Genomic DNA, 24,218 nt, shown 5'->3' with positions numbered 1-24,218 from the left:
CCTCCTCTTAGTTTCCGTATTTGGTTTCAAACAGCTCGCGAAGTTGGGCCGATTCGCGCACCAGTTGGAGCGAGAGGTCGGCATGCCCTTTCGTGTAGCCGTTGCCAATGATCATGTTCACATCTTTGCCGACGCCTTCTGCACCGAGCGCAGCGGCGGTAAACGAGGTCGCCATCGAGAAAAAGTAGACCGTTCCTTCATCGCGGGTCGCGAGGATCGATGCCATCTCCGTGCCCGGAATGTTCACGCAGTTGACGGTCAGATCGGCAAATCTCCCGCCAGTCGCTCGTTCGACCGCTTCCAACACTTCGACAGGCTTGGTGCAGTCCAAGTTGAGCACCTCATCGGCCCAGCCGAGTTTGCGCAGCGTCTCACAGCCGGCTTCCCCGTATTCGACGGCGATGATCTTCCCAGTCGGCCCCGCCGATTTGCGAGCCTGATAGAGCACCATCGAGCCGCTCTTGCCGCCTGCGCCAAGGATGACGACCGTGTCGCCCGCTTTGACCAGTTTGGCCGTCTGGGCAGGCGCACCGCATACATCGAGGACGGCGAGCGACACGCGGTCGGGCAGATCGTCCGACAGCTTCGCATACAGGCCCGATTCGAACAATATCGCTTGGCCTTGAATATCGACCTGACCCGTCTTCACGTCCATCTTGACGATTTTCTCGATCGTGAGCGGCGTGAGCGACAGGGAGACGAGCGTGGCGATGCGATCGCCTGCTTGCAGGTCGATCTGCCCTTGCAGGCGCTCCCCGATGCTGCGGACAGTGCCGATCAGCATTCCGCCCGATCCGGTCACCGGGTTGTGATGCTTGCCGCGTTCACGCACGATGTTTTGCATATGTTCACCGACTTTGAGCGGGTCGCCCCCCTCCGCTTCCCGAATCTGCACAAAAGAAGCGGAATCGATGTTTAGCGTCTGCACATCGATCAAGATTTCGTTATCGTACAGCTCCATGCTGTTGTCAATCTTCCATGCCGGCTGTGGCATCGTGCCTTGCGGTTCTAAAACACGATGTAAACCGTACCGATGTCCCGGTTTCATGGTGCTACCCCTCCTTGCGTACTTCCCTTGCTTTGTAGTTGCTGACTATTCATATGCAAGATCTATGCCAACTTTTCAAAATCACTGTCAAATCCCCATTTCGCAAAGGTTCGGTCAATTGTAATCGTATCTTCACAAACAAAAAGTGCCGAAATTTCGGCACTTTTTATCGGCGATTCCTCTTCGATTTTCCATATCGAGCGCGGATCAATCCGCTTTGCCCTACTCTTTTTCCTGCTTCTGCCCTTTAGACAGTCGGTACTGCAACGTCTGCCGCGGCACTTTCAACAGCTTGGCCGCTTGCTGGACATTCCCGTTCGTCTCCCGCATCGCCTGTTCGATCAGCGCGGCCTCCACACGATCGAGCACTTCCCGCAATGGGCGCACGCCCGGTGGCAACGCAAACACGCGCTCCGCCTGCCCCGCAAAATGGCCTTCGCGGATGTGCCACGGCAGATGTTCCATCCGCAGATACGGCTCGTCAGCCAGGTTCATCGCCCCTTCGACCGCATGCTCTAGTTCGCGCACATTGCCCGGCCATTCATAGCGATGGAAGCGGTCGAACACTTCAGGTGTCACATCGATCACCTGCAAACCGAACTTGGCGTTAAACTTGTCGATAAAATGCCGCACCAAAATGCGAATGTCATCCGGCCGCTCCGACAGCGGCGGCAGATGCAGCGAGACGACGTTGAGTCGGTAATACAGGTCACTGCGCAGATGCCCTTGCTCGATCGCCAGAATCGGATTTTGATTGGTCGCCGCCAGCACGCGCACATCGACCTGGATCACTTTCGTATCGCCCACGCGCCGTACGATGCCTTCTTGCAGTACGCGAAGCAACTTGGCCTGCAACTCAAGCGGCATCGAGTTGATCTCATCCAAAAAGAGCGTTCCGCCGTCTGCCAATTCGAACAGGCCCGGCCGATTCTCCGCTCCCGTAAACGATCCTTTCACCGTCCCAAACAGGAGACCTTCTAGCAGTGACGCTGGCAATGCCGCACAGTTTTGGGCGATAAAGGGCCGATTCCGCCGCGGTGATGCGTTGTGAATCGACTGTACAAAAAGCTCCTTGCCCGTCCCAGTCGCACCATAGACTAGCACCGGAGAGGATGTGGTCGCCGCCCTTGCTGCCAACTCCTTGAGCAACAGCATCGATCTATCCTGCGTCAAAATCTTTTGAAAAGTCCAATGCGCCTCAATCGGGCTTTTCTTCTTACCGATCGCCTTTTCCACCCCGACCACCTGCGCCTGCAGATCGATCAACTTTTCGTTCAGCTCTTTGAGCCGCGTTAAATCCTTCGCGACTTCCAGCGCCCCGACCAGTTTGCCTCCGGAGACGATCGGCAACGTGGTATTCACCGTATGTACCTTCTTGCCGCGATAGTTCGTATACATCTGCGGCATGTCCGGTATCCGCTCGCCCGTCTGAATGACTTTGAGCAGCGTCGATGTGCCCGTATCCAACGAAGGAAACACTTCCAGCAGGTGTTTGCCGATCACTTCCTGTGGATCGAGACCGTCCAACCGCGCCACCGCGTCATTATAATAAATCGTGATCCCATCGCGATCGACCGCATGAATCCCTTCGTCGATCGACGCCAAAATCGCCCGCAGCATCTCCACCATCTCGCGCGCTTCATACTCCATCCCAGACTTCCTCCTCTCCGTTCGCCTCAACTGCCGAAATTCCAGCAATTATAGCGCCGATTATTCGGCATTTCGTCCCAAAAAAAGTTCCGCTTGTTACAGCGGACGCACAAATTTGATCTGATCGCGGCATGGAATGCCGTCCTCCATGATCGGTTCTCCATATTCTCTAATAAAATAATCGAAGTCGATGCCGACCATGCGAAATCCCTGCTTTTGATAAAAAGCAAAATTGCCAATGCTCGAATTACCCGTGTGGACGACCACTTCGCGATACTCCTGTTCTTTCAGTTGGCGAAGCACTGCCTGCATCAGCAGTTTGCCGAATCCTTGACCTTGGTAGCCTTCGCGTACCGCGATGTTTTTGATCTCGACCTTACCAGGCTCAAGCTCCACCACAAGCAGCACGCCCATCGTCTCATCCTCTTCGGAGCGCCAGGTGTACAGCACGCCTGTCGCCAGATAACGGCGCACCATCACTTCCGATGGGTCGGCCAACAGCAAGAGCGGCAGATACGCTTCACGATTCTTCTCGACAAGATGAAGCAAAGGGTCCCCTCCATTCCTACTCTGAATTCCTAGTTAACAGACTACCTCAATTCCGCTTTTTCCGCACCTTCTTTTGCATCGAACTCCGCTCCAACAAGACGGGCAGGCGTTTTTTTAATTGCGATCCGATCTTTCCAAGCTCTTTCGAAGCGCAATTTCCCCAATAGCCGTCCAGCGGAACTCCAAGGCCAAACTCCCGCGCAAGTTCCATTTTCATTCCTTCCACCATCTGCCTGACCTCCGGGTCCCGGACATCCCATGATTTATTTTTCGCCATCTGCTGTTGACCCCCCTTCCACTCTACTTTTCAATTTCGAAATTTATATTTTTAAAATATTCAATTTAAAAATAACCACACGTTGGTCTTCAATATCGAATTTTTTCGAATCGGACCACAACTTTCTTGAATCAACCTTTCTATTTTGGCCGAGACGCCTTGAAAACAGACGAATCGATCAAAAATCTTGCCATGTCGAAAAAAAAATCGATCTTTGCGCGGGAAAACGGTGCAGACGCGCGCGCAGCTACCCTGCAAGCGACTGCAGCGCTGTACGGTTCGACTTCTTCCTACTACACCGCGCTGAGAACCGCTTGGACCAACGTTGGTGTAAACGAATCAACACCGCACAAAGCCCCCGATCTTTTTGGAGGCTTTTCATATTATAAAAAACACAAACATCATATAAAACAAATATTGTGAATTTTATTGACTTAATTTTCGAAATCTTATACACTGAGAACAATAACAATTAACAAGTTCTACTAATTATAACAAAGAGAGAGGGGTCATTCACAATGAACAAAAAACTGGTTACCACACTGGTCATGACATCGTTTCTGGCATCTGCAGTCGCGATGTCGTCGGCAGGAGCTGCATCTGACAAGCAAGTACAGAAAGACGATAAAGGCGCTGTGCACAACGTTGTCGGCAAACTTGGCAAAGTTGACGGCGCAACTGCTGAAGAGCGCGCTTTGAAAGCGCTCGACAAAGCGAAGAACGTCTATGGTTTCCATACAGCATCGGGCAAGTTTAAAGTGAACAAATCCCACAAAGACGAAAACGGCACCACCCATACCAAGCTCGACCGCGTCATCGGTGGCATCCCGGTCTTTGCTAGCCAAATGATCGTCCACGAAGCGGACGGCGATGTGCAAGGCATCACCGGCGCCTTCAAAGAATTGACTCCGAAAGTGAGCAAATCGTCGCTCAAAGTGAATGATGCGATCAGCAAAGCGGTCGCTCACACCGGATACACAGGCGAGCTGTCCGAACCGGCCCAAGCGGAATTGATGTACGTCGAAAAAGGCGATGAGGCGATCCTGACCTACAAGGTCGGCGTCAACCACATGGGCGAACTACCGGGTCGCTGGACCGTTTTTGTCGATGTCGCAACAGGTGAGATCGTCGATTCCTTCAACCAGATCGAGCATGTGGCGGGCACTGGCATCGGCGTCCTCGGCGATACCAAGACCATCGAAACGACACTGCGCAGCGGCACCTACTACCTCGAGGACAAGAGCAAGCCGATGACCGGCATGATCCAGACCAAAACGTACAATAACGGCATCCTGTTCAATTCGAACATGACAGACAGCGACAACGTGTGGAACGCTACCAACCAGCGCGCAGGTGTCGATGCCCATTACTATACGGGCGTGGTGTACGATTACTACTACAACATGCTCGGCCGCAACTCATACAACGGCAGTGGTAGCACTCTGCTCTCCTACGTCAACTACAGAAGCAACTATAACAACGCGTTCTGGAACGGTTCGTCCATGACCTACGGGGACGGCGACGGCGTGAACTTCCGCGCATTCTCTGCCGCACTCGACGTCATCGCCCACGAACTGACCCACGGCGTAACCGAAACCACTTCGGGCCTCGTCTACAAAAATCAGTCTGGTGCACTGAACGAATCGTGGTCTGACGCGATGGGCGCGGTGATCGAAGGCAGCAACTGGATCATGGGTGAAGATCTGACACTCCCGGCTTACGGTACGGTCGGCTTCCGCTCGATGTCCGACCCGAACGCTTACGGCGACCCGGCCCACATGAGCCAATATGTGAACACCTCCGCTGACAATGGCGGCGTACACACCAACTCGGGCATCCCGAACAAAGCGTTCTATAACTTCGCGACGGCGATCGGCTCCCGCGACATCGCAGGCAAAATCTGGTATATCGCTTCTCGCGACTACATGACTTCGAGCACCAACTTCGCTGGCGCACGCTCGGCTACGCTGCAAGCGACCGCAGCGCTGTACGGCACAAGCTCCTCGTACTACTCCGCTTTGCAAAGCGCGTGGACCGCAGTTGGTATTTAACACCTTTAACCCCTTGCCCAAACAGCAAGGGGTTTTATCTTGGAAGATTTTGTATTATTAAAGCGATCCGTTTCTTAATATTTTTTTTATAAATACGTCACAAAACTGACAAATTGCATTGACAGAACATTCTCCATTGTCGTATATTTAAATCAGAAACAAACTCCAAGTAAACAAAAATACAAATAAACTTCGGGGGGTCACAATCAAATGAACAAAAAAGTTATCGCAACACTGGTAATGTCTTCGATGGTTGCAGCTGCACTCACTATGAACGCAGGCGCTGCGAACGACAAGCAAGTCCTGAAAGACGAAAAAGGCGCAGTCCACAACGTAAAAGGCAAGATCGGCAAAGTTGAAGGCGCAACCGCTGAACAACGCGCGATCAACACGCTGGAAAAAGTAAAAGGTGATTTCGGCTTCGCGAAAGCTGAAGGCAACTTTAAAGTGAAGAAGTCCCACAAGGACGAAAATGGCACCACCCACACTCGTCTGGACCAAGTGATCGACGGTGTGAAAGTTTACGGTTCCCAAGTGATCGTTCATGAAGCGAACGGCGACGCAGAAGGCGTAACTGGTAGCTTCAAAAACGTAAAAGCAAACGCGAAACAAGCAAAACTTAACGCGACTACAGCGATCGACAAAGCGGTTGCACACACTGGCTTCACTGGCGAACTGTCCAAAGCGGCAGCAGCAGAACTGGTGTACTACCCGGTTGGCGATCAAGCGATTCTCTCCTATCAAGTAGGTGTGAGCTACATCAGCGACACCCCGGGCAACTGGACCGTATTTGTCAACGCAGTTGACGGTTCCATCGTCTATGCTGTCAACGCAATTGAAGGCGTAGCTGGCACCGGTACTGGCGTCCTCGGCGGCACCAAAACCATCCAAACCACGCTGAAATCGGGCCTCTACTACATGGAAGATACCTCGAAAGCAATGACCGGTATGATCCGTACCCGCGATATGAAAAATGGCACGTCCTCCATCTACAACCTGACGAACACAACCAACTCTTGGACCGCAACCACTCATCGCGCTGCAGTTGATGCTCACTACTATGCAGGTGCTGTTTACGACTGGTACAAAAACAACGTCAACCGCAACTCGATCAACGGCAACGGCATGAACATCGAGTCGCTCGTTCACTACGGAAACAAATATAACAACGCGTTCTGGAACGGCACCTACATGGTATACGGCGATGGCGACGGCGTGAACTTCCGCGCATTCTCCGCTGGCCTTGACGTAATCGCGCATGAATTGACGCACGGTGTAACCGAGTACACTTCCGGTTTGATCTACCAAAACCAATCGGGTGCACTCAACGAGTCTTGGTCGGATGCGATTGCTGCAGCGATCGAGAACGTGAACTGGACGATGGGTGAAGACCTCACTCTGCCGGGCTACGGCTACGTTGGTTTCCGTTCCATGTCTGACCCGGCTGCATACGGCGACCCGGCTCACATGAACCAATACAAAAACCTGCCGAACACGCAAGCTGGCGACTGGGGCGGCGTTCACACCAACTCCGGTATCCCGAACAAAGCGTTCTACAACGCTGCTACTTCGATCGGCTCCCGTACGATCGCAGCGAAGATCTGGTACCAAGCTTCCCGCGACTACATGACGGCGAACACCAACTTCTCTGGCGCACGCGCAGCAACCCTGCAAGCAGCAGCTGCTCTGTACGGCTCCAGCTCCTCCTACTACTCTGCAGTAGCAAACGCTTGGACCGCAGTAGGCGTAAACTAGAATCTCCTATCAAACAACAAACCCCTTGTCACTTCGGTGCAAGGGGTTTTCTTATGCGATCGCAGAACGCCTATTTTTCTTCGCGGAGTCCATCTGGTGTGTACAGATACTTTTTCGTCGTTCCGTCCGCAAACTTGGCGATAAAGAGATCGTCTTCCATCTGGAACACGACCTCTTTGCCGGCCGTCGCTTGATTGATGTCTGCCACTTCGAACTGGCCACTCGGCATTTCCTTAAAGATTTTGGTAGTACCGGACAAGCTGTGCATCGTGACGATCTCTTTTTTGCCATCCCGATCAAGATCCGATTCGACCGCATGGCCGTTCACACGCAGGAACGGTTTGACCTGCTCCGCCCCCAGCAAATAAAAATTGGACTGTACCGCTTTCGCCGCGTAAACGCCGTCGATGCGCAACACCGCATGACCGTTAAACTCATGCTTGTCGATGTAGGTCTGCTCTGCAAACGGCAGTGTCCCCACCGCTCCTAGATCATACAGTTTGCCATCCTTCACCCAAGCGCCATACAGATAATCATCCTGCTCATACGGTCGGGAAAATAACAGGACCTGCGCTCCGTCGATCTTCTTTTGTTGATAGACTTTCTTCACCTCCTCCTGCTTGATCTCCCGCACTTCCTGGCGATTGTCCTCTGGCCGATAGGATAAGGGCAACACACTGGACCCCTGCCCCTCGGCGGCCCGCGCACTACCGCCTCCTACGAGCACCACAGCTGCCAAAAGCGCAACCAGCCATGTTCGCACTGCCACCACCTCGCTTTTCCTTAGTGTGGCACAAGGCGCTTTGGAGCATGCAAAAAGAGGCAGACCCTGTCGCGCAGGATCTGCCTCTTGCTCTATCTGCTTTTGACGAGCAGTTCAACCGCCTCTTTGATCACCTGATCTGGCTTGTTGCCTTTTTCCAACTCTTCGCGAACACAATTCTCCAAGTTGCCAGCGACGATGAGCCCGATTGTGCGATCGACAGCGGAACGCACCGCTGACAGCTGTGTGACCACCTCGCGGCAGTCCTTGTCCTGTTCCATCATCGACAGCACCCCGCGGATCTGACCTTCGATCCGCTTTAAGCGGTTTTTCATCCCGTCGGTGTATTCCATTGCGACCCACCTCCAGCCTTCTGATTCTTATGATACCCCTGTCGCGTAAAAACGTGCAACTAGATAAACAGATTGTGGTTGCTCTCATCGGTCGCCGCCAAATAGGTGGTCACCCCGGCGTACTCGATCCCGTCGATCAACTCTGCTTCTGTGATGCCCAGCACATCCATCGACATCGCGCAGGCGATGATTTTCACATCCAACTCTCTTGCAGTCTCCATCAATTCATGCAAGGTGGCAATGTTTTTCTTCTTCATCACCTTTTTCATCATCCACGCGCCGAGCCCGCCATAATTCATGTTCGAGACGCCAAGTTTCTCCGGACCGCGCGGCATCATTTTTTCAAAGAGGCGTTCGACCAGAGTTTTATCGGTCTTGACATACTGCTCTTTGCGCAGGACGTTCAGCCCCCAAAAGGTAAAAAACATCGTGACCTGTTTACCCATCGCCGCCGCACCTGTCGCGATGATCAACCCTGCCATTGCCTTGTCGAGATCGCCGCTGAACAGCACCAATGTCGAGCTGTTGTTCTCCATCTTGCTCCTCCTTACTTTTTGACGAAGAAGCGGTACTCACCATTTGCCTCTTCCGTTTTCACCAATTCATACTTCATCCGGTTGATCCAGCTAGGAAAATCGCTGACCGATCCTTTGTCGGTCGTCACGAGCATCATCACTTGCCCCTCGTTCAGCGTATCCATGCCCTTTTTCGCTTTCACGATCGGCATCGGGCAAGAAAGCCCTTTCGCATCTACCGTCAAGTCAATGTTCATCATGATCTGCTCCTCTCAGTCTGTTTGTATTTCAATTTGCCTTACGAATGGTGAATCGCACAGCGATTCGGCCCAGTTTCCAGTTCGGTCGCCTTTTCCTCATCCACCAAGCTCAAGCCACGGTTGATGCTGACGATCGTTTCATAGTTGGGCGGAGTCGCCCCCGTTTGTCCGGCAACCTGTTCAGTAAACTGCGCGCGGTCTTTTGTGCGCATGATTTCGTTGCTTCTGCGGATGCTGCCTAATTTGGCGCCGACATAGCCCTGCTCGTTCACTTCAGCGAGATCAGCAAAATGGGTCGGTAGCACCAACACGTCATCATCCAGCAAGGCGATGGTTTGGAACACCGTGTCATAGAGCGCCTGCGCCCATTCCTGCGCCTTGCCACCGAGATCGGGTCGCCCCAGACCGCCGACAAAGATCGTATCGCCCGACAGCAAGAACGATTGATCGACCAGCACCGATACGGAACCCGGTGTATGTCCTGGCGTCGGCACTGCGAGAATTTTCACCTCCGTACTGCCGACGTGCAGCGTTCCATCCGCCTCCAGCGGTTGATAGGGGAGGGGAGAGCCTTCCATTTCGCTTGGCGAGATCAGGTACGCAGCACCTGTCCGCTCCGCCAACTGCACACCGCCCGAGATGTGGTCTGCATGCAGGTGCGTATCGACAACATAGGTGATGACCGCCCCTTCACGTGCGGCCGCTTGCAGATATTCCTCGACATGGCGACCCGCGTCCACCACCAGCGCTTGCCCTTGTGAAACGATCAGGTAGGAGAGGCACCCTTTGCCCAAGCGGTTCAATTGAATCAGCTTCATCTGCTCGGTCTGCGCCACAGTGACAGGATGGTAGAACTGCGACCATGCCTCCATGCCGCCTGCAAGCACGCTGACGTGGAACCCGTTTTGCATCAGCACTTCTGCCACCATCCGCGCCGAATTGCCTTTGTTGCAGACGATGACGATTTCCTGTGCTTTGGGCAGCGTCTTGGAGACGCTCTCGTCCGCTTCCAAAAATTCAAAGTAGGGGATGTTCATCGACTGGAGGCTCTTTCCTTTGATCCGCCAGTCTTGATACGCCTGTTCACTGCGCACATCGAGCACGAGCAGGTCCTGCCCGCTTTCCATTTTGTCGTGCAACTCCTGTACCGATACCACGCGAATGTCCATCGAAATCACCTCTTCTAGAGAATGTCGATCCATATTTTAATGGCCGTGCCAAGAATCAACACAGCGAGTAATGCCTGCAAATACTTCGGTGTCAGTCTCTTGCTCAGCTTAGCACCGATCGGGGCGGCGATGACACTCGCCACGACCATGACCAAAGCGGGGAGAAACAACACGTCGCCAGCCAATAGTTTCCCCGTCGCTGAGCCGATTGAAGACAGGAACGTGATCGCAAGCGAGGAAGCGATCGCCACCCGCGTCGGGATCTTCAGCACGGTCAACATGATCGGCACCAACAAAAAGGCTCCGGCCGCCCCGACGATCCCCGAAGCGATCCCGACGACGAACGCCGCCCCCGCTGCTAGCCAGCGGTTGAAGGTCACCTCGGCGGACGAACATTCCAGCACCCCTTTGCGCGGCACGAACATCATCACCGCAGCGATGGTAGCCAGCACGCCGTAGACCAGATTGACCGCATCCCCGGAAAGATACCTCCCTCCGTATGCACCAAGAAAACTCCCAATGACGATGGCCGTCCCCATATACAGCACGAGACGATAGTTGAGCACCTTTTCGTTGCGCAGGGCAAGCGTCCCGGCCAGTGTTGCAAAAAATACCTGTACCGCCGAAATCCCCGACACCTCATGGGCCGAATAAGCTGCCAGCCCGAGCAGAGGAGGCACGTACAGCAATAACGGATACTTGATCACCGAGCCGCCAATACCGACCAACCCTGACACAAACGACCCTACAAACCCGATCAGAAACAAGACGAGCACCGTTTCGAATGACATGTTGGTTCACCCTTCGGAATACCCTATAGGGTATATTTTAATCCTTTAAAAATACCCCTCGGGGTATGTCGTCATTATAGTCTGGTGCCATCCCTTTTGTCAACACAAAAACTATATTCCGTCTGGCAAAGAAAATGACAACCCACTCAAATGTTCTACTCATCTGAGCGGGCTGTCATTTAGTACCCATCGTATGCATTTCCTGCCCCATACATCCCAGCAGAGCTGTGTGGAATCAACTCAATTCGATGACCACTTTTCGGGTAATTCGATTTGAGGTTTTCTTAGTTGCTGTCTTCAATTAAGACTTTCCATTGATTGTTTTCTTTGATCAACGGCAATGTCTTCGTTTCTGTTGTATCTCCGAATTGACCACTTATTGTCACGTTGATATTTGCTTCATTGATGTAATTGACAGATAAGACCTGAATTTGTTTTACTGGATTATTTTGCATGAAGTGCTCCAGCATTTCCTTCCTTTTTGTATCATCTGGCACGCGCTCATCCTTACTATACTTGATGATCTCATTCACATCACCCGCAGAGACTGCATTCAAATAATGAGTGACCGCCTGTTTTGCCTCTTTTTCAGAAGTCTGTTCTGCACGGGTCGGGTTGGAGATAATGATGACACCTGCAAGTAACATGATCCCGGTGATAGAAGCTACTATTTTCGTTGCTTTCATTTATTTCTACCTCCTCTCATTAACATTATATTTTTAATAATGCATCACCTAGTATCAATGAAGTCAATCACGATTCGACACCACTTCCCAAATATTCCAAAACCGACTTGACGGACAAAACGTCCAAGCGTTCAGGGCGAAATCCCTCGCAAACACCAGTTTTACCATGTTGTCGGTGATGATTCGCTGTCATCATCACAACAGATGGCCCGTCTTCTTCCCGCGCTTCCTGTTAGGTACCCATTTATCGTGGCAGGGCCCTCAAAGATCGACTCCAAACGGATGTGTCAACACGCTTGATCGCTCCTTGTCCACTGTCATCGGTCCGCACGTTTCAACCACACTTTGAAAGGTTTATCATCGGCCTCAATCATTTCCAGTACATAGACGTTGCCTCGAATTCGAATCTGATCTCCTACTTGATAACCTTTTCTGCTCGAAGACTCTCCGACGTACAAGTGGTTGATTTCACCGCTCATCTTATCTGCCTCCACTTGCCACTGCTCCCCATCCCAGGACGTAGTTGGGACTGGTATAGCCATTTGCTCTGGAAGTTCATGCGACGCTCCCGAATTGCATCCAGTAAGCGTCAAACTTCCGCACAGAATGATGATCCAAGCAAATCGTCTCAAACTTCATTCCTCCTTTTTAACGCTTCAGATTATGTTTCAGATCGTTGGCCCTTCAGAAAGGCTTCACTTAAAATACCCCCCAATCGTTTGATTAGGGGGAACCGTGTTATTTCACTGCATTCGCAGCGCTGTCTTGCCCCACTTCTTTATGCAGGGTAAAGCCGTTGTCAACAGCTGGAACTATACCGCTAAATGTTGCATCCTTTCCATATAATTTGTACTTCCCCTTGAATAAATAGACCGGTTGCAGGTATGGTTGTTCATCTATCGAGCCCGCATCTTCCCAATAAGTCAGTTCAATTTGGTCAAGTATTGCATCACTAGCGCCTTCTTCAAGATTAATCATGCCCTTTTTGTCCTTCAATTCCAAAACTGCCTGATCCAACGACTTTAGCTTATATTTCTGGAAAGCTTCCTCTTCTTTATGATATTTGCGTACTGTTTCGATTTCGCCCTGGTGTCCAATTTCAACTGTTATTCGAGAGACGCCCAATACTGGCTTTCCATTCACATGCTTGTACAAGTGAACAGTCTTGCTTAATACAATGCCCTGATCTGTCTCTGGATTCAGGTTACCTGGGATTTCGCGGTTTTCAGTCACCCCCCTAACTTGAAAGTTTTCCGGCAACCAGTTCATCTTCTGAAGAAAATCTATTGCATGCTGAGTAGATTGCTCATCTGTCGGAATCTGCTTGGCTTTGCCATCAACCAACCATTGACCCAAGTGAGCACGATTTAAATAAAGAATTTTCCCGCTGTCCTTTTCAATCTCCAATGTTTTGTCACCATCATTGACGCCCAAAGATTCTTCAAGATTAAAGACTTCACCTTTCATCCCCAGTTTCGTGGCCATGTTATGGACTTCATTTTTCGTATAATTTTGCTTCTTGAATTTATAAATCGTTTCTTCCGATGGAAGTCTAACGTTCTCTGCAGTCACTTGAAACTCAATCTTGTCAGCAACTCCCTGCCCTGGGCCTGGAATAAACAATTCTGGAATTTGTGTCTGTTTGTTTTCCACAACAAGGGCTTCCTTCTCTTCCGACGCGCCAACTTGAGTATAAAGCATACCAGCACCAAGTACTGCAGACAAAGTGATTACCGCGAGCAATTTATTATTCATTGAAGTACCCTCCTGTCATTTTTTAGCGGAGTCCAGACATATCCATCCATGTTGCTACTACAATGTAATGGTTTGATCCCACGTGCTAAAAGAAGAAGCGTTAGAGCCCGTGTACGCTGGAGCAGCTGTTGTTGAGCTCGCATAATTGTCACTCCCCTTGGTCGAATAACCCTTGACACGGACGATAACCGAACCAGCTGGATCCGAATCCCCGTACGGGAGTTGCGGCTGATAGTAAGCTGCTGCATCAAAGAAAGATTCTTTTATCGTCCATCCAGCTCCTATGCGTGCAGCGTAGCGACTCCCTTCACGCGAATCCAAATACATGATACTTGAGAAGCCCATCATGAGATGCAGGCCCTGAAACATGTTCCAAATCTTCGTCTCATTAGATGAGATTCCACCATTTCGTAAAAAATTGCATTGATACATCGTTGCCCATCGCATTGATGAGCCACCCCAGCGAATCTCATCCCACTGAGCGTTAGAGTTATCTTGTGTCTCCGATGTATGGAACGTTGAAGAAGAGTTTGCCGTGTAGAAATGAGATCCTGCACCTTTACCATTAGAATACGCCCAATAACCGAGTCCATGTCCGCCAAAAGCAAAGAATTGTTTGCTATCCGCAAAAGTTCCCGTCAGATCGCTTTCCCAAGAACTATTATCTCGATATACTGTTCCTGTTGATGCTAAGTTGTTTCCTACCATTCCATCGTGGAGTTTTTGCACATATTCCCCTCCTGCCCGGTCACCGTACGCACAATTACCCGTACGGGTATATGCACTTTGTCCCGAATACCCGTGCGTCCATGCCGCAGATGCGGACACGGGGATAGACAAACTGACAACTGCTACTACACCAGCAAGAATCACTGTTTTTCTCATAGTAACACACCCTCCAAAATTCATTTATTAAAACTTGATTCATATTATTTATATAATAATCACTTTCCAGAATCAATAGGTAATTGGTATTATTTATCAAAAAAGTTTTCTATTGGTTTTTAAAAACTAGATCTCGCAACCGTGTCATACAACAAAATCATTATGCGCGGCATAAAATTTTGACTTAACTCCGATATATCGATCGAAGACTCGATCTATTTCCATCCTCTCCATTATCCTAATAGAACTTTGCCTAAGCGCTTCCTGCTCGATCTCGGAATTAGATTGAGGAGTGTTGGTTAATTTCAATTGTTTCCACATGACGCCCATAGCGAAAAGGTCTAAACAATTCCTCCTGCATCCATCCAATCGCCCGACAACATTTGACCAACAAAAAAGACGGTATTCATGTCGCTGACACGAATACCGTCTTTTCATTTTCCATTTACTTAAAAAACTCCACAATCTTTGCACCCAGCCAAATGCCGACGATGCCTAAAATCCCAGACAGTACGGGCGGGGCAGGGAGGGGGAGGCGCATCAAGGTGAAGACGACGCCGACCACAATCCCGGTGATGAGGGAGAGGATTAACACTTTCAAGTCCATAGCGGACACCTGCCTTTCATGGTACCTGATTACACGGGTGGAAGCTGCAGAACATCGATCCGCAGTTCCATCCGGCTCTTTTCTCCGGCCAGACGCAGGTTGTACACCGCTTCGATCCGGCCACCAGTTTCTGTGAGGTTCAACACCAGCTTGGAAGTGCGAGTGACCAGTTCGAACGTACCGAAGGGCGTGTTGTACGAGCCGCGCTGTTCTTGGCCTTTGATCAGCACTTGGCGCATCGTCGTCTCGCCTTGGCGAATCAGGGTCATCTGCTGACCCTCGACGCGAATCGTCGTCAGTGTTGAACCCAGTCCGGAATCGTCAAGTTCCCGATAACTGATGTATTGCGCTTCGCCCTTTTTGTACAACCTGCCCTCCGCTTGCATTTCGAACGTTTGTCGCTCGCCGTTCTTCTGCCGTTGCTGGGACCAGACGGTGACGCGAACCGCCCCTTCCATCATCCCATCGCTCCTTATAGGGGGACAAAAGCAACTCCGCACATGCCCAGAGTTGCTTTTGTCATGACCTTATTTTGAACTCGGAACCAAGCCGAGCAAGACTTCACGCACAATCTTCGACGCCAAAATCTGCGTTTTTTCGGATGGATCGTAAACCGGAGCGATCTCCACAAGGTCGAACGCCACGATGTTCAGACCCGCGTCGCGCATCAGGTACAACGCCTTGAACAGCTCGCGTGCTGTGATGCCGCCCGCATCGAGCGTACCGGTGCCCGGCGCTTCTGCCGGATCGACGACATCGATGTCGATGGTCAGGTAGATCGGACGACCTTTCAGCTCGTCGATCACGCCTTGCAACGGTTCCAACACATCGAACGGGTAGAAATTGGTGTTCTCACGGCCATATTTGAACTCTTCGCGGGTGCCAGAGCGGATGCCGAACTGGTACACGTTGTTCGGGCCGACCACATCGCACGCTTTGCGCAACACAGTCGCGTGCGAGTACGGTTCGCCTTCATAGTCTTCGCGCAGGTCAGCATGAGCATCAAACTGCACGACCACCAGATCGTCATACTTTTCCTTCAGAGCGCGGATCGGGCCCCAAGAGACCAGATGCTCACCGCCCAAACCGATCGGGAACTTGCCATCTGCCACCAATTGCTTCACATACTCATACAATTGCTCGACCGAACGCGCCGGGTTGCCAAACGCAAGCGGCACGTCGCCGCCGTCAAAGTAGGAGACCTCTTCGAGACCCTTGTCCAGATAAGGCGAATACTCTTCGAGCAGGATCGAGACTTCACGCACGCGCTGCGGCCCCAAGCGGGTGCCAGCACGGAAGGAGACGGTCCAGTCCATCGGCATGCCGTAGATGACCGCAGTCGCTTCCTCATAGTTCTGTGTCGCGCCGATAAACTCGCGCCCCGAATAGGCCGGGTCGTTTTTCATGCGATGGTTTTCCATTATTTCAACAGCTCCATCACGAACTTCGGCACGTTAAAGACCGACTTGTGCATGCCTTTGTGGTAATACTTCGTGCCTTCCGGATCGATCAGTTTGCTTTCGTCCACTTCCAGCGGATCGTACTTCTTCGAACCCATCGTGAACGACCAAAGGCCGGACGGATAGGTCGGGATCGCAGCGGTGTAGTAACGAGTAACCGGATAGATCGCCGCGATGTCCTTGTAGACGCGGGTGATCAGATCGGCGTTGAAGAACGGAGACTCAGTTTGCGCAACCATGATGCCGTCTTCTTTCAGCGCTTCGAAGATGCCTTGGTAAAAATCGCGTGCAAACAGACCGACAGCCGGGCCGACCGGTTCGGTGGAGTCTACGAGGATCACGTCGAACGAATCCTTGTTGTCGTGGATGTACTTGATGCCGTCCACAACCTGCACGTCAACGCGCGGGTCGTCGAGTTTGCCAGCGATCTGCGGCAGGTACTCGCGGGAAACTTCGATCACGCGGCCATCGATCTCAGCGAGAACCGCTTTCTCGATCGAAGGGTATTTCAAGATTTCACGAATCGCGCCGCCGTCGCCACCGCCGACAACCAGAGCTGTCTTCGGGTTCGGGTGCGTGTTCATCGCCAGGTGGGTGATCATTTCATGGTAGACAAATTCGTCCTTGTCGGTGGTCATAACCATGCCGTCGAGCACGAGCATCTTGCCCCATTGCAGCGTTTCGATCATTGCCAAATCTTGAAATTCGGTTTTTTCAGTGTGCAGCGTGTTGGTGATTTTCACAGTGATTCCATAATTTTCGGTTTGTTTCTCGGTGTACCAGAGTTCCATGTCTCCAGAACCTCCCTTATATAGGTAGCAAATTACAGCTTGGGTAGCAAATAACAGCTTGCTCTTTTTCATGCATAACGGTAGGTATTATACCAAATTTATTGGAAAAATAAACTGTTTTTCTGTATGTTTTTTCTTTACGAGGTTCATAATGGTCAGATAGAATCACTGCGAAGTGAGGGATTCCCCATGAAATCACCCCATTTTGACCCGGAAACCGACTATCAAGCGGAACTAAATCCGATCCGCCGAACCAAAGAAAAAAAGAGGCCGAAGCTGTGGCTGTGGCGTGCCTTTTCCGTTTTTCTGATGTCCACGGCGGCTTTTGCCGCCTTCTTCTATCTCTATTTGCGCTATGCCGAACTGCCGCCCAATGACATCGCCAACACCTCGCAATTGGTGGCGGCCGACCATTCGGTGCTCACCAACCTCGTCGATGGGGGAGAGAACCGTCTGAAAGTGTCGTTGCAAGACATTCCGCAGTCTGCGATCGATGCGATCCTCTCCGTGGAGGATCAGCAGTTTTACAACCACGGCGGCTTCAATCCGGTCGGCATCGCACGCGCCTTGTGGGTCGATCTGAAATCGGGTGAAGTGCTCGAAGGCGGCTCCACGATCACGCAGCAACTCGCTAAAAATCTCTACCTGACCCAAGACAAAACGATCAAGCGCAAACTGCAAGAAGCGCTGCACACGTTACAGCTCGAGATGAACTACACGAAAGAAGAAATTCTGGAGCAATATTTGAACGTCATCTATTACGGACAAGGCGCATATGGCATCGAGATGGCCGCACAGACCTACTTTGACAAACCGAGCAAAGAGTTGACGCTCGCTGAAGCCTCGCTGCTCGCAGGCATCCCGAAAGGCCCGAACATCTACAACCCGTTCTTCCATTTTGATGCGGCAAAGGAACGCCAGCGCATCGTGTTACAACTGATGGTAGAAGAGGGGAAAGTCACGAAACAAGAGGCGGACACAGCCTTCGCGACCGAGTTGAAATTTGCCGCCTTGAAAGCGCCAAAAGGGCGCGCGCCATACTTTACCGATTATGTGAGCTACCAGCTCAAACAGGTCTACGGCGTATCGGATGACGATCTCTACCGCGGCGGCCTGAAGATCCAAACCACCTTAGACCCCGCGATGCAAAAAGCGGCCGAGGACATAGTGGCCACACATTTGAAGAAACATCCCGACATTCAAGTCGCACTGCTATCCATCGACCCGAACACCGGAGAGATCAAAGCGATGGTCGGCGGGCAGAACTACGCGGAAAGCTCCTACAACCGCACGCTGGCCAAACGACAGCCCGGCTCCTCGTTCAAACCGTTCGTCTATCTGACTGCGCTCAACAACAACTATACCGCCTCGACGCGGATCAAGTCGGAGAAGACGACGTTCACCTATGATGATGACAACGGCGAGCCCAAGTCGTATGAGGTTCACAATTTCAACAACCAATATGCGGACGACTACCTGCCGTTTCGCGATGCGATCTCGCGCTCCGACAATGTGTTTGCGGTGACCACCACCATGGATGTCGGCCCGGACAAAGTGATCACCACCGCCAAAGCGCTCGGCATCACCTCCACGATGAAGCCATACCCGTCGCTGGCCCTCGGCGTGTTCCCGACGACGGCGCTGGAGATGGTGCGCGCCTATGCGCCGCTCGCCAACGGCGGCCACAAGATCGAGCCCTATGCGATCACATCGATTGAAAACACCTATCGGGAGGAACAAAAAACGTTTCTCCCGCAAAAAGAGCAGGTGATCGACGCAGGAGCTGCCTTCATCCTGACCAACATGATGCAGTCGGTGCTCACCGACCCGTATGGTACAGGCTACCGCGTTCATGAAGCGTTTCCCCGTCCGGCAGCAGGGAAGACGGGCACCACCGACACGGATGCCTGGATGATCGGCTACACCCCGCAACTGCTGACCGCCGTGTGGATCGGCTATGACAAAGACCGCCTGCTTTCGGCGACCGAGTCGCACTTGGCCGCCCCGATCTGGGCAGAATTTATGAACGAGGCCCACAAAGACCTGCCGGACAAAGATTTCCAGCTGCCCGCCAATGTGGTCGAATCTTACATCGACCCAACGACCGGTCAACTGGCCACCGAAAACTGCCCAGTCAAGCGCCGCGAATACTATCTGGTCGGCACCGAACCGACCGACTGGTGCGATGATCACCCCTCGATGAACAAAAATCCGGCAGACAAGCTGGAGCAGGAAGTAAAATCGGGCGGACGAACCTTCTGGGATTGGCTCACAGGCCGAAGAAAACAAGAATAACGTATCGTGACGAACATGACGGGTCTTGACTAGGCCCGTCATTTGCTTGCGGCTCTTGACGGTGGACAAATCCTGACTGTATTGTTAGAACTATCAAGTAACTGGAGGGACTGTTCAATATGGCATGGGGACTTTCTGACCGAGTCAAAAACATCGCACCTTCACCGACGCTTTCGATCGACGCCAAGACCAAGCAGATGATTGCCGAAGGAATCGACGTGATCAATCTGAGTGTGGGCGAGCCCGATTTCGGCACACCGGAAGTGGCTTGCACCGCTGGGAAATTGGCAATTGATGAGCAATTCACCAAATACACAGCCGTTCCGGGTATCCTTGAGCTACGCAAAAAGATTGCCGACTTCTTACAAGGACACAGCGGCCTCACATACACGGCGGACGACATCCTCGTCTCCTCCGGCGCAAAACACTCCTTGTACAATGCATTTATGGCTTTGTGCAACCCTGGCGACGAAGTGATTCTGCCCGCTCCGTATTGGGTTTCCTATCCGGAGATGATCACTTTGGCCGAAGCTACTCCGGTGGTGATCCACACAGACGAGACGACCGGCTTCAAAATCACACCCGCGCAGTTGGAAGCGGCGATCACGCCAAAGACCAAAGTGCTCCTGCTCAACTCGCCGAGCAACCCGACCGGAGCTGTCTATACCCGCGAGGAGTTGCAAGCGCTGGCCGAAGTGATCTTGAAGCACGACTTCTACGTGATCTCCGACGAAATCTACGACCAACTGGTCTATGATGTGGAGCAGGTTTCGATCGCCACATTTGGTGATGAAATGAAAGCGCGTACATTGCTGATCAACGGCTTCTCCAAAGCGTACTCGATGACTGGCTGGCGCGTCGGTTACATGGCGGCTGATCGTTCTCTGATCAAAGCGATGACCTCCTTCCAGAGTCACACCACAGCCAATCCCGCATCGATCTCGCAACGAGCAGCGGTCGCCGCACTCGATCACCGCGATGAACAGATGGTGTCTGAGTTCCGCTGGCGTCGCGACTACGTATTGGAACGACTCCGCCACATGCCCCATCTGACCTGCGACACGCCAAGCGGTGCGTTCTACGTCTTCCCGAACTGCTCCGCCACGTACGGCAAGTCGTATCAGGGCAAAGCGATCAACAAATCGGACGATTTTGCCGCGCTGTTGCTCGAACATGCGAAAATCGCACTCGTGCCCGGTTCCGGCTTTGGCGCCCCGAACAACTTCCGCATTTCCTATGCGACTTCGCGCGACAACTTAGCAAAAGCGATGGACCGCCTCGAAGCGTTCCTGCGCCTCGTGCAATAGATCAGAAGACCTCCACCGCTCGGGTGGAGGTCTTCTTGTCATCACAAGCGCTACTTCTCGTCTTCATAGCAGCCTGTCGTCCCGTGCAGGTTGCCGTGCGGATCGGAGAATTGGCCGTCATTTTGGATCTGGATCATGCCTGCGCTGCTCAGTTCGTCCAGCACTTCGAACAGGCTTTCTCGCCGATCTTCGGGCAGATTTTTCACATAGCGATTGATTTCTTCCGCAGATGCTTTCTGAGTAAAATGCACCCCGCCGTGACGGGCGTAACAGTCTTGACTGATGTTTGGTGCCACGTGGCATTCCCTCCCCATAGTCTTTAGTCAAGTTTAGTATCTCTTACGCCCATTCTACATATCCGCCCACACGATCTGATCAGCTTTTCCATATCCTGATATGGAAAACGGAGGTGTCGCACGTGGCTGACAAATCCAAGAAGAATAGCGCACTGATCAAGCGCAAACGCAAACTCGAGGCGGAACTGACTGCCTTACAAGCCGGCCATCCCTCGTATACACATAAGAAACGTTTGCTCGAAAAAGAAATTCATCTGATCAAGGCGGAGATCAGACCGCGGAGCAACAAAAGAAGCGGACGCAGCCTTTCCGCCCGAACGGCTGCTACTTCGGCCGGCAAAAAATCGCCATTGCCCGGCGGCGCATCATTTCCCAGCTTCCAACTGCCAAGCCCGAAAAGCCCAACTTTTTATGAGGACTCGATCAAATCGATGGGGCAGTTGCGCAACTTCTGCAAACAGTGCGTGACCTACATGCAACGCGCCGATACGATGTTTGACGCCCTGCACGGCATGGGCTCAAACCTGCATTCGGCTGGCGTGCTGCCCAAGCTGATGAAGGGCAACGTCAAGGGACTAACGACCGGAGAGTGGGCTTCGATTCTGATGGCGTTTCTCAACTCGCCGCTGTCGGGCGCCCTGCTTGGTGGCGGGGGGGGGGAAGGAGCGAGCGCGGAGCAAAAGGCTGCGGACGGGGAAGCGAAATAGACGCGCCCCGTTTCTTTTTTTCGACCCAAAAAGGAACTGCCGCGCCGGGGCAGTTCCTTTTTGGATGATGGCTACTCTTTCGGCTTGATAAACTTCTTCATCTCTTTGACTGTCGCGTCATCGATCTTGCCTTTGCCGTATTTTTTCACAAGATCTTCGACACTGGCGTTCGGTTGCCCGCCTTTGGTCGCATCCTTGTAAGCTTTCATGAATTGATTGAGTCTATCCTCATTGACTGGGATCTTCAGCTTTTCAGCAAATCGCTTCGCCATGTCTTTTACGCTATCCGGATTTTGCCATTGATCGGGCGTGGTCTTATGCACCTCGTTGAGCATGCCGAGCAGACCGCCTTTGTTCACCGTTTTCAGTCGATCCTTCAATTGATCGCCTATACTCGGAGTCGCCGCCTTTGATTGTCCAGCGCCAGACCCTGCTTTGGGTCCAACGGTGCGTGATATTTTCTTCCCTTTTTTCGCCAATTCTTCTCCCTCCCGTCCCTGCTGTCGAATCCTTACCATTCTATGGTTGGAGCCGCCAAGTGGAAACGGATTGCCGCGCCCAAATTACATCTCGCCATCCCCACACAGCCTGTAGGAGCATGGATACGATGCGCTTGGAGACGCTATACCTATCGGGAGGTGTCGCATATGAATCGATTCTGGGCGTTCATCGAGCGCATGAACTTGGCGCTTTGGATCGCCGTGATTTTCCTCTTCCACCTGATTCTCTATCTGTCGCTTGGCACCGATCGCTGGCTGTACGCAACGGTGCTGGCGACCGCCACGTATACAGCAGCGTTCGCACTGCTCAAAGCGCTGGCACGCAACAACAAAAAGAGGGGCGTTCGCTAAGAACGTCCTTCTCTTTGTTGTTGCCGTTCATTGGCGATGTTCACTTGGCGCATCTCCAAATAGGTGCTGACGTAGCCTACGATCAGCGCCGCAAAGATGATCCCGCCAAACAGTGTTCCGAGTGTCGGTCTGACCTGTCCAAACATGGCCCCTGCGCAGACAGACGCGAGGATCGTCGCCACAGCCCAGTTGGTGACGCGCCGCCACGTTTTTTCCGACTTGCTAGTGAACCACTGCCAGACACCCTGTTGCCCACGCGGGTCGTTCGGCTGTTTGGGGGCGCTGTCCGCCTCTGCCTCATTGTCCACGACGACCTTGCGTCGCCGTCCGAACAAGTACAGCAGCAGATAGATGATCTGATGGGGAAGCAGCATCAGCACGGGACCGTAGTTGGCAAAATTGAATACTTCGATCACGCTTTGAAAAGCGAACAGCCACAAAAAGAGAATGAGCCAACCAAATTGTTTGTTATAAAGTTTGTAATTCACGCGATTGGTGATCGTATTGAGCAGCGTGAGGGAGGCCAGAAAGATAAAAGCTACTTTCAGCACAAAGATCGGTAGCCAGATCGAAAACACCACAAGTTCGATGCGATCGAGATAATCGGTGATGTGAATCTGCTCGACCAGCGAATAGTTGGGATACAGCAACCGGGCCGCCACTTCCGTGCCGAGCACGCCGATGATACATAAGAGCACCATCGACATCAGGAACGCTGTCGCCATCACTCCGTGGCGCAACGCAGCGTACATTTTCTTGCTCGACCCGATCATGCCAATAAAAGCACCGGACACCAGCAGATCACCATACCAGCCACAACCGATGATATTTCCTGCCGTCAACGGACCCAATCCCTGTCCGAGTATCGGCCTCACGCGGTCCATCGAAAACTCATTGCTCAGCAAGAGCGGCACCAACAGCACCATCCCCAAAAACACGGGAAAGATCAGGTCGTTGACTCGCACCGACACTTCCACACTGCTTTTCCCGAAGTAGATGAGCAAGAGCACCAGCAACAGCACGATGATCTCACCAGGCGTTCGGATCAACAAGTTGGTGTTCATAAAATCGTTGAACACGCCGATGTCACGGATCATGACGCTGATAAAGTGCAACAAAAAAATCAAATTGCAGAACCCGCCCAACCATTTTCCGAACAGGGCAAACGTGATATCGAATAAGTTTTTGCCTGGAAAGCGCCGTGACAAAAAGTAGAACAGGGCGGTGATCAAGAGCGCATAGACCATGCCGAACACTTGTGTCAGCCATGCGTCCTCTTTGGCGAGGGCGACCAGCGTTTTCGGAGTGGTCAAAAAACCGCCCGCCACCAGCGTCACCGTCACCATCCAGGCCAACTGGCGATGGTTGATCTTAAATTGGGTTTCCAATGCGCCTCC

Annotated in this window: 28 protein-coding genes; 7 read left to right on the top strand and 21 right to left on the bottom strand. The window is 52.2% G+C overall.

The window, feature by feature from the left end; all coding sequences use genetic code 11:
* Positions 1-7 precede the first annotated feature (7 nt).
* From kdd to CIG75_RS01520, 4 genes are all read right to left on the bottom strand, one after another.
* A complete protein-coding gene (gene kdd, locus CIG75_RS01535; RefSeq protein WP_094235041.1) occupies positions 8-1,048 on the bottom strand; it encodes an L-erythro-3,5-diaminohexanoate dehydrogenase in 1,041 nt (346 codons plus the stop codon).
* A gap of 222 nt (positions 1,049-1,270) precedes the next feature.
* A complete protein-coding gene (locus CIG75_RS01530) occupies positions 1,271-2,698 on the bottom strand; it encodes a sigma-54 interaction domain-containing protein (protein WP_227874324.1) in 1,428 nt (475 codons plus the stop codon).
* A gap of 96 nt (positions 2,699-2,794) precedes the next feature.
* Positions 2,795-3,247, bottom strand: coding sequence for a GNAT family N-acetyltransferase (locus CIG75_RS01525; protein ID WP_227874323.1), 453 nt, complete (start codon positions 3,245-3,247; stop codon positions 2,795-2,797).
* A 46-nt stretch (positions 3,248-3,293) separates the two neighbouring features.
* Positions 3,294-3,524, bottom strand: a complete 231-nt coding sequence (locus CIG75_RS01520; RefSeq protein WP_094235040.1) for an alpha/beta-type small acid-soluble spore protein — start codon at positions 3,522-3,524, stop codon at positions 3,294-3,296.
* Between the two features lie 126 nt (positions 3,525-3,650).
* On the opposite strand from CIG75_RS01520, the gene CIG75_RS01515 reads away from it, so the two are divergent.
* The 3 genes from CIG75_RS01515 (at position 3,651) to CIG75_RS01505 (ending at position 7,330) form a co-directional block, all read left to right on the top strand.
* Positions 3,651-3,947 carry a hypothetical protein gene (locus tag CIG75_RS01515; RefSeq protein WP_094235039.1) on the top strand — a complete coding sequence of 99 codons (297 nt, stop codon included), beginning with the start codon at positions 3,651-3,653 and terminating at the stop codon, positions 3,945-3,947.
* Between the two features lie 95 nt (positions 3,948-4,042).
* A complete protein-coding gene (locus CIG75_RS01510) occupies positions 4,043-5,575 on the top strand; it encodes a M4 family metallopeptidase (RefSeq protein WP_094235038.1) in 1,533 nt (510 codons plus the stop codon).
* 210 nt (positions 5,576-5,785) lie between these two features.
* Positions 5,786-7,330 carry a M4 family metallopeptidase gene (locus tag CIG75_RS01505; protein ID WP_094235037.1) on the top strand — a complete coding sequence of 515 codons (1,545 nt, stop codon included), beginning with the start codon at positions 5,786-5,788 and terminating at the stop codon, positions 7,328-7,330.
* A gap of 70 nt (positions 7,331-7,400) precedes the next feature.
* Here the strand turns inward: CIG75_RS01505 and CIG75_RS01500 are convergent, their stop codons facing one another.
* From CIG75_RS01500 to speE, 14 genes are all read right to left on the bottom strand, one after another.
* The gene (locus CIG75_RS01500; RefSeq protein ID WP_094235036.1) at positions 7,401-8,099 is read right to left on the bottom strand and encodes a hypothetical protein; all 699 of its coding nucleotides are present in this window, start codon (positions 8,097-8,099) and stop codon (positions 7,401-7,403) included.
* Between the two features lie 86 nt (positions 8,100-8,185).
* Positions 8,186-8,446, bottom strand: a complete 261-nt coding sequence (locus CIG75_RS01495; RefSeq protein WP_094235035.1) for a metal-sensitive transcriptional regulator — start codon at positions 8,444-8,446, stop codon at positions 8,186-8,188.
* A 59-nt stretch (positions 8,447-8,505) separates the two neighbouring features.
* The gene (locus CIG75_RS01490) at positions 8,506-8,982 is read right to left on the bottom strand and encodes a DsrE/DsrF/DrsH-like family protein (RefSeq protein ID WP_094235034.1); all 477 of its coding nucleotides are present in this window, start codon (positions 8,980-8,982) and stop codon (positions 8,506-8,508) included.
* Between the two features lie 11 nt (positions 8,983-8,993).
* On the bottom strand, positions 8,994-9,218 hold the full coding sequence (locus CIG75_RS01485) for a sulfurtransferase TusA family protein (RefSeq protein ID WP_094235033.1): 225 nt from the start codon (positions 9,216-9,218) through the stop codon (positions 8,994-8,996).
* A gap of 41 nt (positions 9,219-9,259) precedes the next feature.
* Positions 9,260-10,390 carry an MBL fold metallo-hydrolase gene (locus CIG75_RS01480; RefSeq protein ID WP_094235032.1) on the bottom strand — a complete coding sequence of 377 codons (1,131 nt, stop codon included), beginning with the start codon at positions 10,388-10,390 and terminating at the stop codon, positions 9,260-9,262.
* A 14-nt stretch (positions 10,391-10,404) separates the two neighbouring features.
* Complete coding sequence (locus CIG75_RS01475; protein ID WP_094235031.1) at positions 10,405-11,181, bottom strand: sulfite exporter TauE/SafE family protein; 777 nt, start codon at positions 11,179-11,181, stop codon at positions 10,405-10,407.
* A 284-nt stretch (positions 11,182-11,465) separates the two neighbouring features.
* A complete protein-coding gene (locus CIG75_RS01470) occupies positions 11,466-11,867 on the bottom strand; it encodes an Rv0361 family membrane protein (RefSeq protein WP_094235030.1) in 402 nt (133 codons plus the stop codon).
* A gap of 317 nt (positions 11,868-12,184) precedes the next feature.
* Positions 12,185-12,346 carry a hypothetical protein gene (locus tag CIG75_RS20525; protein ID WP_157729323.1) on the bottom strand — a complete coding sequence of 54 codons (162 nt, stop codon included), beginning with the start codon at positions 12,344-12,346 and terminating at the stop codon, positions 12,185-12,187.
* 259 nt (positions 12,347-12,605) lie between these two features.
* Entirely contained in the window at positions 12,606-13,622 is a 1,017-nt protein-coding gene (locus CIG75_RS01465) for a hypothetical protein (RefSeq protein WP_094235029.1), read from the bottom strand.
* Positions 13,623-13,679: 57 nt separating this feature from the next.
* Positions 13,680-14,507 carry a DUF6345 domain-containing protein gene (locus tag CIG75_RS01460; protein WP_157729322.1) on the bottom strand — a complete coding sequence of 276 codons (828 nt, stop codon included), beginning with the start codon at positions 14,505-14,507 and terminating at the stop codon, positions 13,680-13,682.
* Positions 14,508-14,952: 445 nt separating this feature from the next.
* Positions 14,953-15,114, bottom strand: a complete 162-nt coding sequence (locus CIG75_RS01450) for a XapX domain-containing protein (RefSeq protein ID WP_407701269.1) — start codon at positions 15,112-15,114, stop codon at positions 14,953-14,955.
* 29 nt (positions 15,115-15,143) lie between these two features.
* Complete coding sequence (locus CIG75_RS01445) at positions 15,144-15,575, bottom strand: YwiB family protein (protein ID WP_094235026.1); 432 nt, start codon at positions 15,573-15,575, stop codon at positions 15,144-15,146.
* Positions 15,576-15,641: 66 nt separating this feature from the next.
* Positions 15,642-16,520 carry an agmatinase gene (gene speB / locus CIG75_RS01440; protein ID WP_094238292.1) on the bottom strand — a complete coding sequence of 293 codons (879 nt, stop codon included), beginning with the start codon at positions 16,518-16,520 and terminating at the stop codon, positions 15,642-15,644.
* A 14-nt stretch (positions 16,521-16,534) separates the two neighbouring features.
* On the bottom strand, positions 16,535-17,365 hold the full coding sequence (speE, locus tag CIG75_RS01435; protein ID WP_094235025.1) for a polyamine aminopropyltransferase: 831 nt from the start codon (positions 17,363-17,365) through the stop codon (positions 16,535-16,537).
* A gap of 189 nt (positions 17,366-17,554) precedes the next feature.
* Between speE and CIG75_RS01430 the strand changes: the two genes are divergently transcribed.
* Both CIG75_RS01430 and CIG75_RS01425 read left to right on the top strand, forming a co-directional pair.
* A complete protein-coding gene (locus tag CIG75_RS01430; RefSeq protein ID WP_157729321.1) occupies positions 17,555-19,660 on the top strand; it encodes a transglycosylase domain-containing protein in 2,106 nt (701 codons plus the stop codon).
* 119 nt (positions 19,661-19,779) lie between these two features.
* Positions 19,780-20,967, top strand: a complete 1,188-nt coding sequence (locus tag CIG75_RS01425) for a pyridoxal phosphate-dependent aminotransferase (RefSeq protein WP_094235023.1) — start codon at positions 19,780-19,782, stop codon at positions 20,965-20,967.
* Between the two features lie 50 nt (positions 20,968-21,017).
* On the opposite strand, the gene CIG75_RS01420 is transcribed toward CIG75_RS01425, so the two are convergent.
* A complete protein-coding gene (locus CIG75_RS01420; RefSeq protein WP_227874322.1) occupies positions 21,018-21,263 on the bottom strand; it encodes a hypothetical protein in 246 nt (81 codons plus the stop codon).
* A gap of 122 nt (positions 21,264-21,385) precedes the next feature.
* On the opposite strand from CIG75_RS01420, the gene CIG75_RS01415 reads away from it, so the two are divergent.
* Complete coding sequence (locus CIG75_RS01415) at positions 21,386-21,970, top strand: hypothetical protein (RefSeq protein ID WP_094235021.1); 585 nt, start codon at positions 21,386-21,388, stop codon at positions 21,968-21,970.
* Positions 21,971-22,041: 71 nt separating this feature from the next.
* Here CIG75_RS01415 and CIG75_RS01410 read toward each other — a convergent pair whose 3' ends face one another.
* Complete coding sequence (locus CIG75_RS01410; RefSeq protein WP_227874321.1) at positions 22,042-22,449, bottom strand: hypothetical protein; 408 nt, start codon at positions 22,447-22,449, stop codon at positions 22,042-22,044.
* A 168-nt stretch (positions 22,450-22,617) separates the two neighbouring features.
* Between CIG75_RS01410 and CIG75_RS01405 the strand changes: the two genes are divergently transcribed.
* Entirely contained in the window at positions 22,618-22,821 is a 204-nt protein-coding gene (locus CIG75_RS01405) for a hypothetical protein (protein WP_094235020.1), read from the top strand.
* On the opposite strand, the gene CIG75_RS01400 is transcribed toward CIG75_RS01405, so the two are convergent.
* Complete coding sequence (locus CIG75_RS01400; protein ID WP_094235019.1) at positions 22,818-24,209, bottom strand: GerAB/ArcD/ProY family transporter; 1,392 nt, start codon at positions 24,207-24,209, stop codon at positions 22,818-22,820. The genes CIG75_RS01405 and CIG75_RS01400 overlap by 4 nt on opposite strands.
* Positions 24,210-24,218: the final 9 nt, after the last annotated feature.

Origin of the sequence: Tumebacillus algifaecis (assembly GCF_002243515.1) — a bacterium.
GTDB lineage: Bacteria > Bacillota > Bacilli > Tumebacillales > Tumebacillaceae > Tumebacillus_A > Tumebacillus_A algifaecis.
This window is presented reverse-complemented; position numbering and strand designations above follow the sequence as displayed.

Excerpts from the sequence above, each read along its gene's own strand:
- CIG75_RS01430 (WP_157729321.1), top strand. The coding sequence starts at position 17,555 with ATGAAATCACCCCATTTTGACCCGGAAACCGACTATCAAGCGGAACTA.
- CIG75_RS01485 (WP_094235033.1), bottom strand. The coding sequence starts at position 9,218 with ATGAACATTGACTTGACGGTAGATGCGAAAGGGCTTTCTTGCCCGATG.
- CIG75_RS01425 (WP_094235023.1), top strand. The coding sequence starts at position 19,780 with ATGGCATGGGGACTTTCTGACCGAGTCAAAAACATCGCACCTTCACCG.
- speB (WP_094238292.1), bottom strand. The coding sequence starts at position 16,520 with ATGAAAAACGACCCGGCCTATTCGGGGCGCGAGTTTATCGGCGCGACA.
- kdd (WP_094235041.1), bottom strand. The coding sequence starts at position 1,048 with ATGAAACCGGGACATCGGTACGGTTTACATCGTGTTTTAGAACCGCAA.
- CIG75_RS01475 (WP_094235031.1), bottom strand. The coding sequence starts at position 11,181 with ATGTCATTCGAAACGGTGCTCGTCTTGTTTCTGATCGGGTTTGTAGGG.
- CIG75_RS01445 (WP_094235026.1), bottom strand. The coding sequence starts at position 15,575 with ATGATGGAAGGGGCGGTTCGCGTCACCGTCTGGTCCCAGCAACGGCAG.
- CIG75_RS01490 (WP_094235034.1), bottom strand. The coding sequence starts at position 8,982 with ATGGAGAACAACAGCTCGACATTGGTGCTGTTCAGCGGCGATCTCGAC.
- CIG75_RS20525 (WP_157729323.1), bottom strand. The coding sequence starts at position 12,346 with ATGAGCGGTGAAATCAACCACTTGTACGTCGGAGAGTCTTCGAGCAGA.
- CIG75_RS01505 (WP_094235037.1), top strand. The coding sequence starts at position 5,786 with ATGAACAAAAAAGTTATCGCAACACTGGTAATGTCTTCGATGGTTGCA.
- CIG75_RS01480 (WP_094235032.1), bottom strand. The coding sequence starts at position 10,390 with ATGGACATTCGCGTGGTATCGGTACAGGAGTTGCACGACAAAATGGAA.
- CIG75_RS01495 (WP_094235035.1), bottom strand. The coding sequence starts at position 8,446 with ATGGAATACACCGACGGGATGAAAAACCGCTTAAAGCGGATCGAAGGT.
- CIG75_RS01520 (WP_094235040.1), bottom strand. The coding sequence starts at position 3,524 with ATGGCGAAAAATAAATCATGGGATGTCCGGGACCCGGAGGTCAGGCAG.
- CIG75_RS01510 (WP_094235038.1), top strand. The coding sequence starts at position 4,043 with ATGAACAAAAAACTGGTTACCACACTGGTCATGACATCGTTTCTGGCA.
- CIG75_RS01530 (WP_227874324.1), bottom strand. The coding sequence starts at position 2,698 with ATGGAGTATGAAGCGCGCGAGATGGTGGAGATGCTGCGGGCGATTTTG.
- speE (WP_094235025.1), bottom strand. The coding sequence starts at position 17,365 with ATGGAACTCTGGTACACCGAGAAACAAACCGAAAATTATGGAATCACT.
- CIG75_RS01450 (WP_407701269.1), bottom strand. The coding sequence starts at position 15,114 with ATGGACTTGAAAGTGTTAATCCTCTCCCTCATCACCGGGATTGTGGTC.
- CIG75_RS01405 (WP_094235020.1), top strand. The coding sequence starts at position 22,618 with ATGAATCGATTCTGGGCGTTCATCGAGCGCATGAACTTGGCGCTTTGG.
- CIG75_RS01465 (WP_094235029.1), bottom strand. The coding sequence starts at position 13,622 with ATGAATAATAAATTGCTCGCGGTAATCACTTTGTCTGCAGTACTTGGT.
- CIG75_RS01460 (WP_157729322.1), bottom strand. The coding sequence starts at position 14,507 with ATGAGAAAAACAGTGATTCTTGCTGGTGTAGTAGCAGTTGTCAGTTTG.
- CIG75_RS01470 (WP_094235030.1), bottom strand. The coding sequence starts at position 11,867 with ATGAAAGCAACGAAAATAGTAGCTTCTATCACCGGGATCATGTTACTT.